At 74.9% G+C, this 15,536-nt stretch carries 15 protein-coding genes; 9 read left to right on the forward strand and 6 right to left on the reverse strand.

The annotated features are described in order from the left end of the window. Positions 1-39: 39 nt before the first annotated feature. The gene (locus tag AMPC_RS16850; protein ID WP_248342579.1) at positions 40-498 is read right to left on the reverse strand and encodes a hypothetical protein; all 459 of its coding nucleotides are present in this window, start codon (positions 496-498) and stop codon (positions 40-42) included. Positions 499-593: 95 nt separating this feature from the next. Between AMPC_RS16850 and AMPC_RS16855 the strand changes: the two genes are divergently transcribed. The 3 genes from AMPC_RS16855 (at position 594) to AMPC_RS16865 (ending at position 3,593) form a co-directional block, all read left to right on the forward strand. Beyond that, positions 594-1,547: an MBL fold metallo-hydrolase gene (locus AMPC_RS16855; protein WP_248342580.1), complete on the forward strand. Its 954-nt coding sequence runs from the start codon at positions 594-596 to the stop codon at positions 1,545-1,547. A 67-nt stretch (positions 1,548-1,614) separates the two neighbouring features. Beyond that, positions 1,615-2,793 carry a hypothetical protein gene (locus tag AMPC_RS16860; protein WP_248342581.1) on the forward strand — a complete coding sequence of 393 codons (1,179 nt, stop codon included), beginning with the start codon at positions 1,615-1,617 and terminating at the stop codon, positions 2,791-2,793. A 14-nt stretch (positions 2,794-2,807) separates the two neighbouring features. Further along, positions 2,808-3,593, forward strand: a complete 786-nt coding sequence (locus tag AMPC_RS16865) for a ferritin-like domain-containing protein (protein ID WP_248342582.1) — start codon at positions 2,808-2,810, stop codon at positions 3,591-3,593. A gap of 30 nt (positions 3,594-3,623) precedes the next feature. Here the strand turns inward: AMPC_RS16865 and AMPC_RS16870 are convergent, their stop codons facing one another. Further along, a complete protein-coding gene (locus tag AMPC_RS16870) occupies positions 3,624-5,420 on the reverse strand; it encodes an amidase (RefSeq protein WP_248342583.1) in 1,797 nt (598 codons plus the stop codon). An 84-nt stretch (positions 5,421-5,504) separates the two neighbouring features. On the opposite strand from AMPC_RS16870, the gene AMPC_RS16875 reads away from it, so the two are divergent. Then, the gene (locus tag AMPC_RS16875) at positions 5,505-6,434 is read left to right on the forward strand and encodes an aldo/keto reductase family protein (protein ID WP_248342584.1); all 930 of its coding nucleotides are present in this window, start codon (positions 5,505-5,507) and stop codon (positions 6,432-6,434) included. Positions 6,435-6,438: 4 nt separating this feature from the next. Here AMPC_RS16875 and AMPC_RS16880 read toward each other — a convergent pair whose 3' ends face one another. The 3 genes from AMPC_RS16880 to AMPC_RS16890 form a co-directional block, all read right to left on the reverse strand. Continuing rightward, positions 6,439-8,304, reverse strand: a complete 1,866-nt coding sequence (locus AMPC_RS16880; protein ID WP_248342585.1) for a S41 family peptidase — start codon at positions 8,302-8,304, stop codon at positions 6,439-6,441. Between the two features lie 165 nt (positions 8,305-8,469). After that, entirely contained in the window at positions 8,470-8,709 is a 240-nt protein-coding gene (locus tag AMPC_RS16885) for a hypothetical protein (RefSeq protein ID WP_248342586.1), read from the reverse strand. Between the two features lie 9 nt (positions 8,710-8,718). Beyond that, positions 8,719-8,934, reverse strand: coding sequence for a hypothetical protein (locus tag AMPC_RS16890; protein WP_248342587.1), 216 nt, complete (start codon positions 8,932-8,934; stop codon positions 8,719-8,721). A 333-nt stretch (positions 8,935-9,267) separates the two neighbouring features. Between AMPC_RS16890 and AMPC_RS16895 the strand changes: the two genes are divergently transcribed. The 4 genes from AMPC_RS16895 (at position 9,268) to AMPC_RS16910 (ending at position 12,460) form a co-directional block, all read left to right on the forward strand. Further along, entirely contained in the window at positions 9,268-9,567 is a 300-nt protein-coding gene (locus AMPC_RS16895; protein ID WP_248342588.1) for a hypothetical protein, read from the forward strand. 76 nt (positions 9,568-9,643) lie between these two features. Further along, the gene (locus AMPC_RS16900; protein ID WP_248342589.1) at positions 9,644-10,006 is read left to right on the forward strand and encodes a hypothetical protein; all 363 of its coding nucleotides are present in this window, start codon (positions 9,644-9,646) and stop codon (positions 10,004-10,006) included. Positions 10,007-10,055: 49 nt separating this feature from the next. After that, entirely contained in the window at positions 10,056-11,429 is a 1,374-nt protein-coding gene (locus tag AMPC_RS16905; RefSeq protein ID WP_248342590.1) for a S1C family serine protease, read from the forward strand. A gap of 38 nt (positions 11,430-11,467) precedes the next feature. Beyond that, entirely contained in the window at positions 11,468-12,460 is a 993-nt protein-coding gene (locus tag AMPC_RS16910) for an aldo/keto reductase (protein ID WP_248342591.1), read from the forward strand. On the opposite strand, the gene AMPC_RS16915 is transcribed toward AMPC_RS16910, so the two are convergent. Beyond that, positions 12,423-13,628: a multidrug effflux MFS transporter gene (locus AMPC_RS16915; RefSeq protein ID WP_248342592.1), complete on the reverse strand. Its 1,206-nt coding sequence runs from the start codon at positions 13,626-13,628 to the stop codon at positions 12,423-12,425. The genes AMPC_RS16910 and AMPC_RS16915 overlap by 38 nt on opposite strands. Positions 13,629-13,804: 176 nt before the next feature. Here AMPC_RS16915 and AMPC_RS16920 point away from each other — a divergent pair, with 176 nt between their 5' ends. After that, complete coding sequence (locus AMPC_RS16920) at positions 13,805-15,529, forward strand: acyl-CoA carboxylase subunit beta (RefSeq protein ID WP_248342593.1); 1,725 nt, start codon at positions 13,805-13,807, stop codon at positions 15,527-15,529. Positions 15,530-15,536 lie beyond the last annotated feature (7 nt).

The following is a 15,536-nucleotide window of genomic DNA, read 5'->3' on the forward strand; positions in this document are numbered from 1 at the left end:
CCGGCGCGCGCCGCCGGTCACCTCGCCCGCCTCCTGCGCTCAGGGATCGCGCAGCAGCCGGGCGTGGGCCTCGTCCTGCTCGGCGAGCTGCGAGAAGAAGAGGTGGATCTCGGGGGCGACGCCCGGCGCCAGGAACTGGGCGTGCATCCCGGCGAAGACGTGCTCGAGGGCGCTGAACCGGTCCTTCACGGCGGCGAGCCCCTCCGGCCAGCGGCCGGCGCGCAGCTCGGCGTACTCGCGGTTGGCGCGCTCGGCGAGCCCCTCGAGCTCGCGCAGGGCGGGGAGCGACGCCCCGTCGAAGCGCGAGGCGTCGTCGCGGTAGCGGGCGGCGAGCAGGTGCACGCGCAGGGCGTGCTGCTCCTCCTCCTCCTCGAGCTGGCGGAAGATCGCCTGGGCGCCGGGCTGGTCGGCGAAGCGCCGGGCCGCCTCGCGGTACATGAGCGCGCAGACCTCCTCGATCTGCGCCGCGGCCTCGAACACGTGGTAGCTGCTCGCCATCTCCCGTCCTCTCGCCGCGGAGCCGGCCGGGAGGCGGCTGGCCGTGTGTCGCGGGACACCCGAAGGCTGGATAGCTTGGCCGCAAGGTACGCGCCATGCCCAGAACCCACGACATCGATTTGCAGGCCGGCGAGCGCTCGCCGGACTACGACGAGGGATCGATCCTCTTCGTCGGGACCGCCACCACGGTGATCCGGTACGCCGGGTTCACCCTCCTGACCGATCCGAACTTCCTCCACGCCGGCGACCACGCGCACCTCGGCTACGGGATGCGCTCCCGGCGGCTCACCAACCCGGCGGTCGAGATCGACGACCTGCCTCCGCTCGACGCCTGCCTCCTGTCGCACCTGCACGGCGATCACTGGGACGAGGTGGCCGCGAGGCGGCTGCCGAAGGGGCTGCCGATCCTCACCACCCCGCACGCCGCGCGGGGCCTCCGGCGCCAGGGCTTCACGCGCACGGTGGCCCTCGACACCTGGGACGCCGCCGAGCTCCGCAAGGGCGACGCCCGGCTCCGGGTGAGCGCCATGCCCGCGCGGCACGGGCCGGCGGTCGCCTCCGCGCTCCTCCCGCCGGTGATGGGGAGCATGCTCGAGTGGAGCCGGGCCGGGCAGCGCCCCGTCTTCCGCGCCTACGTCTCGGGCGACACGCTGGTGCACGAGGACCTGCGCCGGATCCCGGAGCGCTACCCGCAGGTGGACCTGGGGCTCTTCCACCTCGGCGGCGCGCGGGTGCTCGGGGTCCTCGTCACCCTGGACGCCGCGCAGGGGGTGGAGGCGATCCGCATCATCCGGCCGGAGGTGGTGATCCCGATCCACTACGGGGACTACCCGGTCTTCAAGTCGCCGCTCTCCGACTTCATGCGGGCGGCCCGGGCGGCCGAGCTCCCCTGCGTGGTGGAGTACCTCGCGCGCGGGGAGACCTGGCGCTTCCGCGTCCCGGCCGCCGCGCTCGGCAGGCCCCGCGCCGCCGGGCCCGCGATCCGGCCCGAGGAGCGGCAGGGCGCGCAGGGGCCGCGGGCGGAGGGACCCGGGCGCCACCTGCACTGACTCGCCGCGGGGGCTCCCCGCCGCACCTCCCGCTGCGCAGCTTTCCCTGACCCCGGGAGGTGCGAACGTGAGCCTGGACCTGACGAGCGAGCGCGGCGTGGCGGTGGAGGCGCAGCAGCAGTTCGACTGGAAGGACCTCGCCGGCCTGCCGTACTCCAAGCTCGACGCGGACGCCTTCTCGAGAGTCCGCGTGATCCTGATGAACGGGGTCGAGTCCGAGGCCCTCCGCTTCTCGCACCTGCTGGCGCGCGCGAGCGACCCTGGCTTGCGCCGGACCCTCGCCCTGGTGCGCCGCGCCGAGCAGCACCAGCAGACGCTCGTCAACTGGCTCAACCCGGCCGACCAGTCGCCGCTCGAGACCACCATCGGCTACGAGCAGGTGGCGATCGAGGTCACCGCCCACCTCGCGAAGCACGAGCCCGACCCGTACCTCGCCCAGGTCTACCGGTTCGGCCTGCTCGAGGACTTCGACCACCTGTACCGCTACGCGGCGCTCCTCGACCGGCTCGAGGGGAAGGACGCCAACAACCTCCTCCAGGGCTACACCGACGTGCGCCCCGGCCGCCCGACCCGCGATCACCACCGCCACCCCGACGAGGACCTGGCGCGCCCGTACGACCGGCGGAGCGCCCACCCCCTCTCGAAGCTCAACGCCCTGACGCTCGTGGCGGGCGAGTACCAGACCCACGACTTCTACATGCACGTCGGACCGCTCTACGCCGACCCCATCGCCCGCCAGCTCTACGCCGAGATCGCCTCGGTCGAGGAGCAGCACGTGACCCAGTACGAGTCGCTCGCCGATCCGGCCGAGACCTGGCTCGAGCGCTGGCTCCTGCACGAGGCCACGGAGGTCTGGAACTACTGGAGCTGCGCGCAGGACGAGACCGACACCCGGCTCAAGGCGATCTTCGAGCGCTTCCTCGACTACGAGCTCGGGCACCTCGCCGCCGCGCGCGAGGCCTTCGAGCGGCTGGAGGCGCGCGACCCGTTCCTCGTCATCCCGCGCGCGCTCCCCGATCCCATCAAGTTCGAGGGCCACCGCGACTTCGTGCGCGAGACCCTCGCGCGCGAGGAGGACCTGCGCCGCGACGGGACCGGCTTCGTCCCGAGCGCCCGCGAGCCGGAGCGCTCGCGCGCGCTCCGCTCGCGGCTCAACGCCCAGGGCTCGCCGTCGGAGGCGGTGGCGCGCGGCTGGGCGTGGCGGCCCGGGACGGAGCTCGTCGCCGAGCCGGCGGCGCTGCACTGACGGGAGGAGACGACATGGCGAGGACCCCGAAGCACCCGTCCGATCCGACCGACCTCGGACGGAACCGCACCGGGACGCGGTCGGCCCCGCTCCGGACCAAGGAGATGCTCGAGAACACCGCCGCCGTGCCCGGCGCCATGGTGGACACCTCCGGGCTCGCGATGGCGCGGGTGGAGCTGTCCGAGGCGGCGCCCCCGGTCGGCACCATGCCGCCACCCGGGAGCGTGAAGGGCATGGCCAAGGCCGCGCTCGAGGCCTTGCAGGGCGAGAAGGCGACCGTGTTCCTCGACAAGCTCGGCGAGCGGCTCGCCTTCGAGCGGACCGGGGTGCGGCTCTACGAGGCGGTGCTCGCGAAGATGCCGGCCGCCCACCTCGGCAAGGGCAGCCTGTCGCCCGACCGGGTGCGCCGGTTCCGCGACGAGGAGCAGGCCCACTTCCGGACGGTGAGGGAGGCCATCGAGAAGCTCGGGGGCGACCCCACCGCGCTGACCCCCAGCGCCGACCTCGCGGGCGTGCAGGCGACGGGGCTCGTGTCCGTGGTGACCGACCCCCGGACCACGCTCACGCAGTGCCTCGACGCGCTCCTCACGGCGGAGCTGGCCGACAACGACGGCTGGAAGCTCCTCATCGCCATGGCCGAGGCCATGGGGCAGGAGGACCTCGCGAGCCGCTTCTCCCGCGCGCTCGCCGAGGAGGACCAGCACCTCGTCTCGATCCGGCGCTGGATCGCGGAGCGGCTGGAGGGGCAGCTCGGGGCGAAGCTCCCGGCCCCCGAGTTCGGCGTGCCCCCGCCGGCGTAGGCCTCCTCGCCGGCAGGCTTCGGGCGGGGCTCAGGAGACCGGGGGCCGCTCGCGCCAGACCCCGGCCTGCCGCTCCAGCGCGAGCCCGAGCCGGCAGAGCGTCCCCTCGTCGAAGGGGCGCGTCCAGAGCGAGATCCCGTGCGGCACCCGCGCCGGGGCGGGCAGCTTCGCCGGCTCCTTCACCGCGAAGTCGCTCCGCACCTCGGTGATCCGGCGGAAGCCGGTCCGGAGCGTGAGCGAGGGGTGGCCGGTGTAGTTGGTGACGACGAGCATCGGCCCCGCCAGCGCCGGGCCGGCGAGCGCGTCCACCTTGGCGAAGAGGGCGGACATCGCCTCCATGACGCGGCGCCGGAGCCGGTCGGCCTGCACCAGGTCCACCGCGGAGATGAAGCGCGCCGCCCGCCAGGTGTTGGGCCAGGCGTCGGCCACCTGCATCGCGAGCGCGTCGTCGCGGTGGGTGAGCGTGAGCTCCTCGAAGGCGGCGGCCGACTCGGCGAGCAGGATGGGGAGGAGGGCGTCGTAGGGGAGGTCGGGCAGCTTCACCTCGACGAGCTCGGCGCCGGCGGCGCGCAGGAGCTCGAGGCCGGCGCGGTCCTCGGGCACCGCGTCCTTCTCCTCCAGCCAGGCCGGGTCGTAGCCGACGCGGAGCCCGCTCGCGCCGCGCGCGAGGTCCATCTGGAGCGGGACCGTCACCGAGCCGGGATCGCCCGCCGCCCGCCCGTTGAGCGCGGCCAGGACCAGCGCCGCGTCCTCCACGGTGCGGGTCATGGGGCCGAGCTTGTCGAGCGACCAGCTGAGCGGCATGGCCCCGGTCCTGGGCACGCGGCCGAAGGTGGGGCGCAGCCCGGTCACGCCGCACCGGATCGACGGGGACACGATCGAGCCGAGCGTCTCCGAGCCGACGGCGAAGCCGACGAGCCCGGCCGCGACCGCCGCGCCGGGGCCGGCCGAGGAGCCCGAGGAGCCCTCGACGGGCAGCCACGGGTTCCGGGTCTGCCCGCCGAACCAGACGTCGTTCATGGCGAGCGCGCCGAGGGAGAGCTTCGCCACCAGCACCGCGCCGGCCTCGCGGAGGCGGGCGACGACCGCGGCGTCGTGGTCGGGCACGCGGTCCCGGAACGGCTCGGCGCCGAAGGTGGTGGGGATGCCGGCGGTGTCGAGGAGGTCCTTCGCGCCGTACGGGATGCCGTGGAGCGGGCCGCGCCAGCGGCCGGCGGCGAGCTCGTGGTCGGCCTGCGCCGCCTGGGCGAGCGCCAGCTCCTCGGTGCGGGTGATGGTGCAGAGGAGCCGCGGCTGGAAGCGGCGCAGCCGGTCGAGGTAGACGCGGGTGAGCCGCACGCTGCTGAGCTGGCGGGCCTTCACCCAGCGCGACAGGTCCGACACCGGCGCGAAGGCGAGGTCCTCGTCGCGGTCGGGCACGGGCGCGGTCCCGGCGGGCGGCCGCACCAGCCTCGAGCGCCCCTGCGGCGCCTTCACCCCCGGCAGGAGCGGGCTGAAGGCGGAGGCGGGCGCGAGGGTGAGCGGCGGCGGCACCTTGCGCAGCTTGAGCGGCCAGGAGAGCTGGTCGCCCAGGCTCTCCACCAGGAGCAGCCGCTGCTCGGGGCGGTAGGCCACCCGCGCCAGCTTCTCCGCCTCGGCGATGGTCGCCACCGTCACGTCGGAGGGCGCGGCGGCCCCGGTGCCGAACGCGCCGGGGGGCGGCGGAGGCGGCGGCCCGGGCGGGGTCGCCGCGTCGGGTGCGCCCGCGCCGGCGGGGGTCGGCAGGCTGCCGGCGGCGGCGAGGAGCGCGGCGGAGGAGAGGAAGCGGCGGCGGCTGAGGTCGGCCATGCGGGCGATTGAAACATCGCCCGGCGCGGCGGTCCACGACGGCGTTAAGATGATCGCTTCCCCGGCCCTTTCCGGAGGTGGCCCGTGAAGTACCGCAAGCTCGGCCGGAGCGACCTCACCGTCTCGGAGATCGCCCTCGGCTCCTGGCTCACCTACGGGGGCGGCGTGCCGCGCGAGCGGGCCGAGGCCTGCGTGCGGGCGGCCTTCGACGCCGGGATCAACTTCATCGACACCGCCAACGTCTACGCGCTCGGGGCCGCCGAGTCCTTCCTGGGCGAGGTGCTCCGCGACGTGCCGCGCGACCGGTACGTCCTCGCGACCAAGGTCTACTTCCCCATGTCGCCGCAGGACTCGGGGCTCTCGGCGCACCAGATCGAGAAGCAGCTCGAGGCCTCGCTCCGGCGGCTGCGGGTGGACCACGTCGATCTCTACCAGTGCCACCGGTACGACCCGCGCACGCCGCTCGAGGAGACCCTGGCGGCGCTCACGCGGGCGGTGGAGCAGGGCAAGACCCGCTACGTCGGCTTCTCGGAGTGGAGCCCGGAGCAGATCCGCGCGGCGCTGGCGCTGCCCGGCGCCCGCTTCGTCTCGAGCCAGCCGCAGTACTCGCTCCTCTGGCGGGCGCCGGAGGCGGAGGTCTTCCCGCTCTGCGCCGGCGAGGGCATCGGCCAGATCGTCTGGTCGCCGCTCGCGCAGGGGGTCCTCTCCGGCAAGTACCGGCCCGGCGAGCCGCCCCCGCCCGACTCGCGCATGGCGAGCCCGCAGATGGGCGGGTTCCTGGCGGGGCGGTTCGACGACCGGGTGCTCGCGGGCGTGCAGCGGCTCGGCGCCATCGCCGCGGAGCGCGGGCTCACGCTGCCGCAGCTCGCGCTGGCCTGGGTGCTCCGGCGGCCCGAGGTGAGCGCGGCCATCATCGGCGCCTCGCGCCCGGAGCAGGTGACGGAGAACGCCCGCGCCTCCGGCGTGGCGCTCGACGACGCCGTGCTCGCGCGGATCGACGCGGCGCTGGGCTGAGGGCTCAGCGGCCGCCGAACAGGACCGCCTCCACCCGCTCCAGCCAGCCCCGGTTGTGCCCGGCGAGGTCCCGCAGCGTCGGGGAGTACGGCACGTCCGGCTCGACCGGCCGGTTCTCGAAGGAGAGGCCGGAGAAGAACTCGGCCGCGGCGAGGTCGGTCCGGCGCACCCCGTCCACGGGCAGCCCCGCCTGCACGCCCATGGCGGCGTTGGGGATGGAGACCGCGACCAGCCCCTCCGGATCGGTCCAGCGCGCGGCCAGGTTCTGCGCCTCCTGCTGGCTCCCGCCGGCGCCCTCGGTCGGCTCGCCCACCAGCACCGCCCGCCCGGAGGCGCGGAGCAGGGCCGCCACGCGGTCGCAGGCGCTCATGCAGGTGGGCGCGGTGAGGGCCACCACCTTGCCGTCGTACCCGCCCACCACGCCGTCGGCGTGGACCGGGTGCTCGAGCAGCGTCGGCGTGTAGTCCTGGTGGGCGCGGCGGGCGGCGCCGATCGCCTCGGCCACGCGCCGCGGCTCGAAGGCGTCGTCGGTGCGGGCGGGGAGGCCGCCCAGCATCGGCGCGCGCTGCTGGTACACGAGCTGGTTGAGGGTGTTGGCGCGGACGAGGAGGGCGCCGCCCGGGTAGGCCTTCTGCCCCTCGCCGAGCATCGCCACGAGCGCGCTCGAGTGCGAGATGTAGCCGCCGCCGTTCTGGCGCAGGTCGAGCACGAGGTCGAGCTGCTTGTCCTTGCACTGCTTCAGGAAGCCCTGCAGCACCGCCGTGAACGGCTGGCGGCCCTCCGCCGACGAGAGGTTCTCGGTGTGGAACGTGAGGAGCTGCGCGTAGCAGAAGGCCCGGTCGCGCCGGCGCACCACCTCGCCGAGCCGCGCCGCGGGGCGGCCGGCGTCGTCGGTGTACTCGCGGAGCGAGGCGGCGTCGCGCGCCCCGAGGATGGCGTCGGTGCGCAGCCAGCCCTGGGCCGAGCCGGCGTCGCGGTCCCAGCTGTTCCGGCCCTGGTCGTAGCGCCAGTCGAGGAGCTCGGTGGTGGCGACGCCGGTGCGCCGGATCCAGGCCTGCGTCATCACGTGCGACTCGGCGTCGGGCGAGGCCCACCAGGGCAGCTCCAGGGTCCGCCGCTTCCCGCCGAGGGAGAGCACCAGGGTGGCGGCGTGGCGCTGGGGGTAGTCGAAGTCGCGGCGGGTGAGCGCGTCCACCGCCCGCTCCAGGCGGGCGCCGTCGGAGCTCGCCGGGATGTAGCGCGCGAGCTCCCCGAGCACCTCGCCCACCGGGCGGCCGTCCACCGCGAGCACCTCGGTGCCGGGCGCGAGCAGCTCGTCGAGGTCGCGGACCGCGGAGATGGTGCGCAGGTAGGCGACGAGCTTCCGCTCGACGTTGGCGATGTAGACGCGCCCCTCCACCCGGCGCAGGCCGATGCCGAGGGCCACCTGCGGCAGGCGGGCCGGCGCGGAGAGCTCGAGGTGGCCGTCCTGGAACGAGGCCACGCACTGGCGCATGCGGTCGTAGAAGCGGGTCGGGTCGTCCTCGCGCGCGACGGCGCGCTCGCCCTCCACGCAGGCGTCGAGCGCGCGGCGCGCGTCGAAGCGGGGCCCGCCGGCGCGGCTGAGGAGCTGCGCCTTGACCGGCAGGAACACGTACCGCTTCTCCAGCGCGTCCCGGACCTGGCAGGCGAGCTCCACCCGCTGCCGCTGGCCGCACAGGGGCGCGTCGCCACACTCCGGAGCGTCGGTCAGGCTCCAGGCGCCGTCGCAGGGCGACGCGGCCGGGCCGGCGGCGACCGGCGCGGGCGCGGGGGGGACCGGCGCGGCCGAGGGCGCGGCGGCGCTGGCGGAGAGGGCGGCGAGCAGGAGGAAGGTCGGGAGCGTGGGCATGTGCGTCGAGGTGAGAGCAGGCCCTCCATCGAGGCCATGCTCGGCTGGGCGCACTGTAGTCGGAAGCCTCCCGGGGAGCAGTAGACGCCCAGGCGGGCGCGAGGACGCTCCCGCCGGATCGCGGGTTGTGCGGGGAGGGGCGGCGCCCCAGCTTTGGACCCGAGTTCAACCGACCAAGGAGGGTAGGATCATGAAGAACCTGAAGCGTGCGCTGGCCGTCTTCGCGTCGATCTCACTGCTGGCGAGCGCGCCGGCCCTGGCGCAGAGCGGCGGCGGCGGAGGCAGCGGCAGCGGCTCCGGCGGCGCCGGCACCGGCTCCACCGGCGGGACGAGCGGGGGCATGGGCTCGTCCGGCGGCAGCAACACCAGCGACAGCACCGGGACCGGCTCGAGCAGCTCGGGCACGGGCTCGAGCTACGGCGGCACCGGGAGCTCCGGGTCCTCGAGCGACACGAGCGGCACCGGCTCCTCCTCCGGCAGCATGGGGACGGGGAGCAGCGGGACCGGCAGCACCGGCTCGTCGAGCGACACGAGCGGCACCGGCTCCTCGGGGTCCACCGGCACCAGCGGGAGCGGGACGTCGGGCTCGAGCGGGAGCATGGGGAGCGGCACGTCCGGCTCGTCCGGCACGAGCGGCAGCGGCTCCTCGAGCTCGGGTAGCTCGAGCTCTCGCGACGGCGGCTACTAGCCGGCGCGGAAGCGGCCTGGGGGGGCGCACGGGGAGACCCGCGCGCCCCCCGCGTTTCCGGGCGGGCGAGCCCGCCCACCCCGCCCGACATGCACGGAGTGTCGGCACGCGGGTGCAGGGTGACGAAAAGCGACAGGCCACGCCGGCGGGCCGCCGCCCGCCCCCACCGCCAACCGGGCGGACTCCCGGGGTTTCGAGCGCGGCCGCGCGCCGGCGCCGGCGAGGCACGGCTGGCGCGCTTCTTGGACGTCACTCCCTCCAGAGAGGAGGATCCCATGCCGGACGACGACGCCTCGGAGCTGGTCCTGGTGGTGGGGCCCGACGACGCGGCGCTCGCGAAGGCGCTGCGGGAGGTGGGGGGCTTCTCCGACGTGCGCTTCTGTCCCACGGCCGCCTCCGCGCTCCAGTCGCTCGCGGCCGAGCGGCCGATGCTGGTGCTCGTGGGCCCGGCCCCGGCCGCGCCGCCGACCGCCATCGTCGAGCGGCTCCGCTGCGACGCCGGCTTCTCCGACGTCCCCGTCCTGCGCGTGGAGGACGTGCTCCCGCTGCTCGAGCCGCGCGCCGCGGCCCGCTGAGGCGCGCTTTCCGGCCGGGGCCCCGGCGCGCGCCGCGGCAGTTGCCGCGCGCTCCGTCCCGCCTCCACCCTTCTCCATGCGGAGCGGGACGGTCGGTCGGGCGACGGCGCTGGGGCAGGGGGCGTTCTGGCTCGCGACGGGGCTCTGGCCCCTCGTCCACTACCGGAGCTTCGAGGCGGTCACCGGGCCCAAGGAGGACGACTGGCTCGTGAAGACCATCGGCGGGCTCATCGCCGTGGTCGGCGCCACGCTGCTCGTCGCGGGCCTCCGGGGGCGCCCGCCGCGGGAGGTGGCGGTGCTCGGGGCCGGGGCCGCCGCGGCGATCTCCCTCGCCGACGTGGTCTTCGTGAAGCGCGGCCGGATCTCCAAGGTGTACCTGCTCGACGTGGCCGCCGAGGCGCCCTTCCTGGCCGGCTGGGCCGCCGACGCGCTGGCGTGAAGGGCGCCCGCCCGGCTTAACCGGGCCCGCGCCCGGGGGTGGAGCGGAGATGATCGGCAGCCAAGTCCTCGCCTCCCTGCTCCTCGCGGCCGCTCCGGCCCCGGCCCCGTCTCCGGCCCGGGCCGAGCTCCTGCGCGGGCTCGACGCCGCGCTCGTCCACGTGACCGACCAGGTCGCGCCGGCGGTGGTGCAGCTCCAGGTCACGGGGTACGGCGGCTCCGACCCGGGCATGGTGGTGCTCCGGCGGGCCATCGGCTCGGGCGTGATCGTCGATCCGAGCGGCTACGTGGTCACGAACGCCCACGTGGTGGCCGGCGCCCGGCGCATCCGCGTGCTGCTCGCGCCCGCCGGCGAGGGGCGGACCCGCCCGCAGAAGCGCGAGTACGTGGCGCGGGTGGTCGGCGCCGAGCCGGAGGTCGATCTCGCGCTCCTCAAGATCGACGCCACCGACCTGCCGTACGTCGCGCTCTCCGACCGCGACGTCCGCCCCGGCCAGCTGGTGTTCGCCATCGGCAGCCCGGTGGGGCTCGCCAACTCGGTCACGCTCGGCGTGATCTCCTCGGTGGCGCGCACGCCCGACCCGTCGCGCCCGCAGGTGTTCGTGCAGACCGACGCCCCCATCAACCCCGGCAACAGCGGCGGCCCGCTCGTGGACACCGAGGGGCGGGTGGTCGGGATCAACACCAGCATCCTCAGCAAGGGGGGCGGCTCGGAGGGGCTCGGCTTCGCCATCCCCTCGTCGGTGGTGCGGGTGGTGACCGACGCCCTGCGCAAGATGGGCCACCTGCACCACGCCGTGCTCGGGGTCTCCTCGCAGGAGATCACGCCGGGGCTCGCGGCCGGGCTGGGGCTCTCGCAGGACTGGGGCGTGCTCGTCTCCGACGTGGTGCCGGGCTCGCCCGCGGCCCGGGCCGGCGTGGCGGGCGGCGACCTCTTGCGGGCCGTGGACGGCCGCCCGGTGGACGGCATGCCGGCGCTCAACCTCGCCCTCTACCTCCACCCGGCCGGCTCGCCGGTGGCGCTCTCGATCCAGCGCGGCAAGGAGCGGCTCGAGCTCAAGGTGGTGGGCGCGGAGTCGAGCCACCCGGCCGACCTGCTCGGCGGGCCGGAGGTGACGACGCGCAACGTGGCGCCGCTCGGGGTGCTCGGGGTCACGCTCGACGACCGCGTGCGGGCGCTCCTGCCGCCGCTGCGCGAGCCGGCCGGCGTGGTGGTGGCGGCGCGCACGCTCGCGGCGGCGGAGCTCGAGACCGGCCTCGAGGCCGGCGACGTCATCCACGCCGTGAACCGCACGCCGGTGGCCTCGGTGGACGAGCTCGCGGCGGCGCTCGCGGCGCTGCGGCCGGCCGGGCGCGGCGTGCTGCGGGTGGAGCGGCGCGGCGTGCTGGTCTGGCTCGAGCTCGACCTCGACCAGGGGACCTGAACCACGGGCCGGCGCCGCGCGCCGGGAGGAGGAGAGAGATGGAACACGTCCAGTTCGGCCGCACGGGGCTCCAGGTGTCGCGGCTCTGCCTCGGCACCATGACCTTCGGCGGGCAGTGCGACGAGGCGACCTCGCGCGCCATCCTCGACGCCGCGGCGGCGGGCGGGGTCACCTTCCTCGACACCGCCGACGTCTACCCGCTCGGCGGCACGCCGGCCACCGCCGGCCGGACCGAGGAGATCGTGGGGCGCTGGCTCGAGGGGCGCCGGCACGAGTTCGTGCTCGCCACGAAGTGCTTCGGCCCCATGTCGGCGCGCCCCTGGGACCGCGGCAACTCGCGCAAGCACGTGCTCGACGCCATCGACGCCTCGCTGCGCCGGCTCCGCACCGACCACGTGGACCTCTACCAGCTCCACCAGCCCGACCCGGCGACGCCCATCGACGAGACGCTCCGCGCGCTCGAGGACGTGGTCCGCTCCGGCAAGGCGCGGTACGTCGGCTGCTCCAACTTCCTCGCCTGGCAGGCGGCGCGGGCGCTCGGGCGCAGCGACGCGCTCGGCCTGGTCCGCTTCGCGTCGGTGCAGCCGCGCTACAACCTCCTCTTCCGCGAGTTCGAGCGCGAGCTCTTCCCGCTCTGCCGCGAGGAGGGGCTGGCGGTCATCCCCTTCAACCCCATCGCCGGCGGGCTCCTCTCCGGCAAGCACCGGCGCGACGGCGGCCCGCCCCCGGGCTCGCGCTTCACCCTCGGCACGGCGGCGAAGCTCTACCAGGAGCGCTACTGGCAGGAGCGGATGTTCGAGACCGTGGGCGCCCTCTCCGGCGTCGCGGCGCAGGCCGGGATGCCGCTCGTGACGCTGGCGGTCGCCTGGGTGCTCGCCAATCCGGTGGTGACCGCGCCCATCATCGGCGCCAGCCGGCCGGAGCAGCTCGGGCCGTCGCTCGCCGCGGCCGAGGCGACGCTCCCGGCCGACGTGCTGGCGCGGCTCGACGACCTCACCCGGGAGTACCGGCGCGGCGACGCGACGCGCTGACCCCCTCCGCCCAGAGCAGGGCGGCGGCGAGGAGCGCGCAGGCGAGGGTGACGCCCGCGAGCGGCCGGGCGGTGCCGTCGGCGAGCCCGCTCACCGCCGTGGCGGCGAGGGCGCCGGCGGTGGACTGGAGCACGCCGAGCACCGCCGAGGCGCTCCCGGCGCGGGCCTCGAAGTGCTCCATGGCCGCCGCGGTGGCGCTCGGGGCGACGAGGCCGTAGGAGGCGACGCCGAGGAACAACCCCGGCAGCACGAGCCAGAGCCCGCCGCCGGCGTGGACCGCGGCGAAGAGCGCCCCGTAGCCCACGACCGCCGCGGCGACCCCGGCCCGCAGGGGCGGCATCACGCCGCGCCGGGCCGCCAGGAACCGGCTCAGCTGCGAGGCGGCGATGATCCCGAAGGCGTTGGCGCCGAAGACGAGGCCGAAGCGGGCCGGCGGGATCCCGAAGAGCTCGATGAGCACGAACGGCGAGCCGGCGATGTAGGCGAACATGGCGGCCTGGACGGCGCCGCCCGCGAGCGAGAGCCGCACGAAGGGGCCGTGGGACAGCGCCTCCCCGAGCGCCCGCACGATCTCCCCGGGGCCGTGCCGCTGCCGGCGCTCGCGCGGGAGCGTCTCCGGCAGCCCCAGCGCCACCATCGCGGCCAGGGCCAGGCCGGCCGCGGCGAGGACGCCGAAGATGGCGCGCCAGCCGCCGAGGAGCAGGAGCTGTCCCCCGAGGAGCGGGGCGAGGATGGGCGCCGCCCCCATCACCAGCATCAGCGACGCGTAGAGCCGGGCCGAGTCGCGCACGTCGAAGCGGTCGCGCACCACCGCGCGGGCGATGACGAGCCCGGCGCAGCCGCCGAGCGCCTGGACGAAGCGGGCGGCGGCGAGGAAGGCGAGGCTCGGGGCGGCGGCGCAGGCGAGCCCGGCGGCCGCGTAGAGCGCCAGCCCGGCGAGGAGCGGGGCGCGCCGGCCGAAGCGGTCCGAGAGCGGACCGTAGGCGAGCTGCCCCATCGCGAGGCCGGCGAGGTAGGTGGCGAGGGTGAGCTGCACCGCGGCCACGCTCGTCCCGAGGGCGCGGGCCACGCTCGGGAAGCTCGGCAGGTACATGTCGATCGACAGCGGGCCGATGGCCGAGAGGGCGCCGAGCAGGAGGGTGAGCCGGCGGGGAGACGGTGCGCGCACCCGCGGCCTATGCCCCTCCGCGGCCGCCGCCGTCAATGAGGGGGCTCGGACCCCGGGGCCGGGTAGCGCGTCGCGTCATTATCTCAAAGTCAAGCCACCCGTAAGTGTTCTTGCTCTCTGTGTGGGCTCAAGTGACACTCACCGGCTCTCTTCAGCGACCCTCCCGAGGAACTCCCATGGCCGTGAAGGCGATCAAGCCGACCCTGACCAACCCCCTCGATCCTCCCGAGAAGGTCGAGTTCAACATCCCGAACGAGATCTCGCGCGCCACCGGCGCGTACGAAGAGGTCATGAAGGAGGGGTACGACCTCATCCAGCGGCCGGTCCGGTCGGTGGCCATCGACCAGATCGAGAAGCAGCACGCCAAGAAGCGGATGACCGTCTGGGAGCGCATGCGGGTGCTCACCGACAAGCCGCCCAACGTCCTCTACCAGAACTGGGGCAAGAACCTCGACGGCGCCTCGCTCGTCACCGCCGTGCTGAACATCGACGGCCGCGACGTCGCCTGCTACGGCCACGACTTCACGGTGCGCGCCGGCTCGATGGACGCCACCAACGGCAACAAGCTGGCGCGGCTCTTCCGGCTCGCGGGCGAGAAGGGCATCCCGCTCATCGGCATGAACGACTCGGCCGGCGCCTACGTGCCGGCCGGCGTGGGCGGGCTCGACGGCTACGCCGAGGCCTTCACCGCGCTCCGCAAGATCAGCGGCGTGGTCCCGTCGATCATGTGCATGTTCGGCTTCAACGCCGGCGGCGGCTCGTACCTGCCGCGGCAGGGCAGCTTCGTCATCCAGCCCAACGACACCTTCTTCGGCCTCACCGGGCCGGGCGTGGTCAAGTCGGTGCTCGGCGAGGACATCAGCCCCGAGGACCTGGGCGGCCCCAAGGTGCACGGCGCCTCCGGCGTGGCCGACCTCACGGTGATGGACGAGCTCGCGGCGCTGCGCCAGGCGGTGCGGCTCCTCGGCTACATCCCCGACAACAACTCGGTGTCGGCGCCGTTCCAGCAGACGAGCGACCCCATCGACCGCAAGACCTGGGAGATCAACACCCTCCTCAAGAAGGCGTTCAACTCGCCGACCGGGTTCAACACGCCCTTCGACGTGTCGATCATCATCCAGCAGGTCTGCGACCACGGCGACTACTTCGAGCTCCAGCCCGAGCGCGCCAAGGAGGTGGTGACCGCCTTCGGCCGCCTCGGCGGGCACGTGGTCGGCTTCGTCGCCAACAACAGCGCCGTCGGCTCCGGCCAGATCGACTGCGACACCGCCCTCAAGATCGCGAGGTTCGTGCGGTTCTGCAACGTCTACAACATCCCCATCATCTTCATGGAGGACACCACCGGCTTCCTCCCCGGCCGCGAGCAGGAGGCGCGCGGCATCGTGCAGGCCGGCCGCTCCATGCTCGACGCCATCGTGGACGTGCGCACCCCGCGCATCCTCCTCATCCTGCGCAACGCCTTCGGCGGCGCCTACGCCTCGTACAACAACTACCCCACCGGCGCCGACCTCGTGCTGGCGCTCCCCACCACCCGCCTCGCGGTGATGGGGCCGGCCGGCAAGGAGTTCGTCTACAAGGACGAGCTCCGCAAGCTGCGCGCCGCCGCCGCCGAGATGGTGAAGAAGGGGATCCAGCAGCGCACCGCCGCCGGCATGGACGGCGAGGACGCCAAGCGCGACGCCGAGAAGGAGGCGGGCGACTGGCTCAAGCTGGAGGAGGCCCAGCTCGGCAAGCGCTACGAGAAGGAGCTCATGAACCCGAAGGAAGGGCTCTCGCTCGGCTCCATCTCCTCCATCGTGATGCCCACCGACCTGCGCAAGGTGCTGGGCGAGAACATGCAGTTCCTGCTGCGGCACTACAAGCCCTGCCCGATGGGCGGGCCGCAGCGCGAGTTCCACTAGTCGAAGG

Source organism: Anaeromyxobacter paludicola (assembly GCF_023169965.1).
Classification (GTDB): Bacteria; Myxococcota; Myxococcia; order Myxococcales; family Anaeromyxobacteraceae; genus Anaeromyxobacter_B; species Anaeromyxobacter_B paludicola.

Bases quoted from the DNA above. Each gene is read 5' to 3' on its own strand.
- AMPC_RS16850 (WP_248342579.1), bottom strand. From the start codon at position 498: ATGGCGAGCAGCTACCACGTGTTCGAGGCCGCGGCGCAGATCGAGGAG.
- AMPC_RS16855 (WP_248342580.1), top strand. From the start codon at position 594: ATGCCCAGAACCCACGACATCGATTTGCAGGCCGGCGAGCGCTCGCCG.
- AMPC_RS16865 (WP_248342582.1), top strand. From the start codon at position 2,808: ATGGCGAGGACCCCGAAGCACCCGTCCGATCCGACCGACCTCGGACGG.
- AMPC_RS16870 (WP_248342583.1), bottom strand. From the start codon at position 5,420: ATGGCCGACCTCAGCCGCCGCCGCTTCCTCTCCTCCGCCGCGCTCCTC.
- AMPC_RS16880 (WP_248342585.1), bottom strand. From the start codon at position 8,304: ATGCCCACGCTCCCGACCTTCCTCCTGCTCGCCGCCCTCTCCGCCAGC.
- AMPC_RS16895 (WP_248342588.1), top strand. From the start codon at position 9,268: ATGCCGGACGACGACGCCTCGGAGCTGGTCCTGGTGGTGGGGCCCGAC.
- AMPC_RS16900 (WP_248342589.1), top strand. From the start codon at position 9,644: ATGCGGAGCGGGACGGTCGGTCGGGCGACGGCGCTGGGGCAGGGGGCG.
- AMPC_RS16905 (WP_248342590.1), top strand. From the start codon at position 10,056: ATGATCGGCAGCCAAGTCCTCGCCTCCCTGCTCCTCGCGGCCGCTCCG.
- AMPC_RS16910 (WP_248342591.1), top strand. From the start codon at position 11,468: ATGGAACACGTCCAGTTCGGCCGCACGGGGCTCCAGGTGTCGCGGCTC.
- AMPC_RS16920 (WP_248342593.1), top strand. From the start codon at position 13,805: ATGGCCGTGAAGGCGATCAAGCCGACCCTGACCAACCCCCTCGATCCT.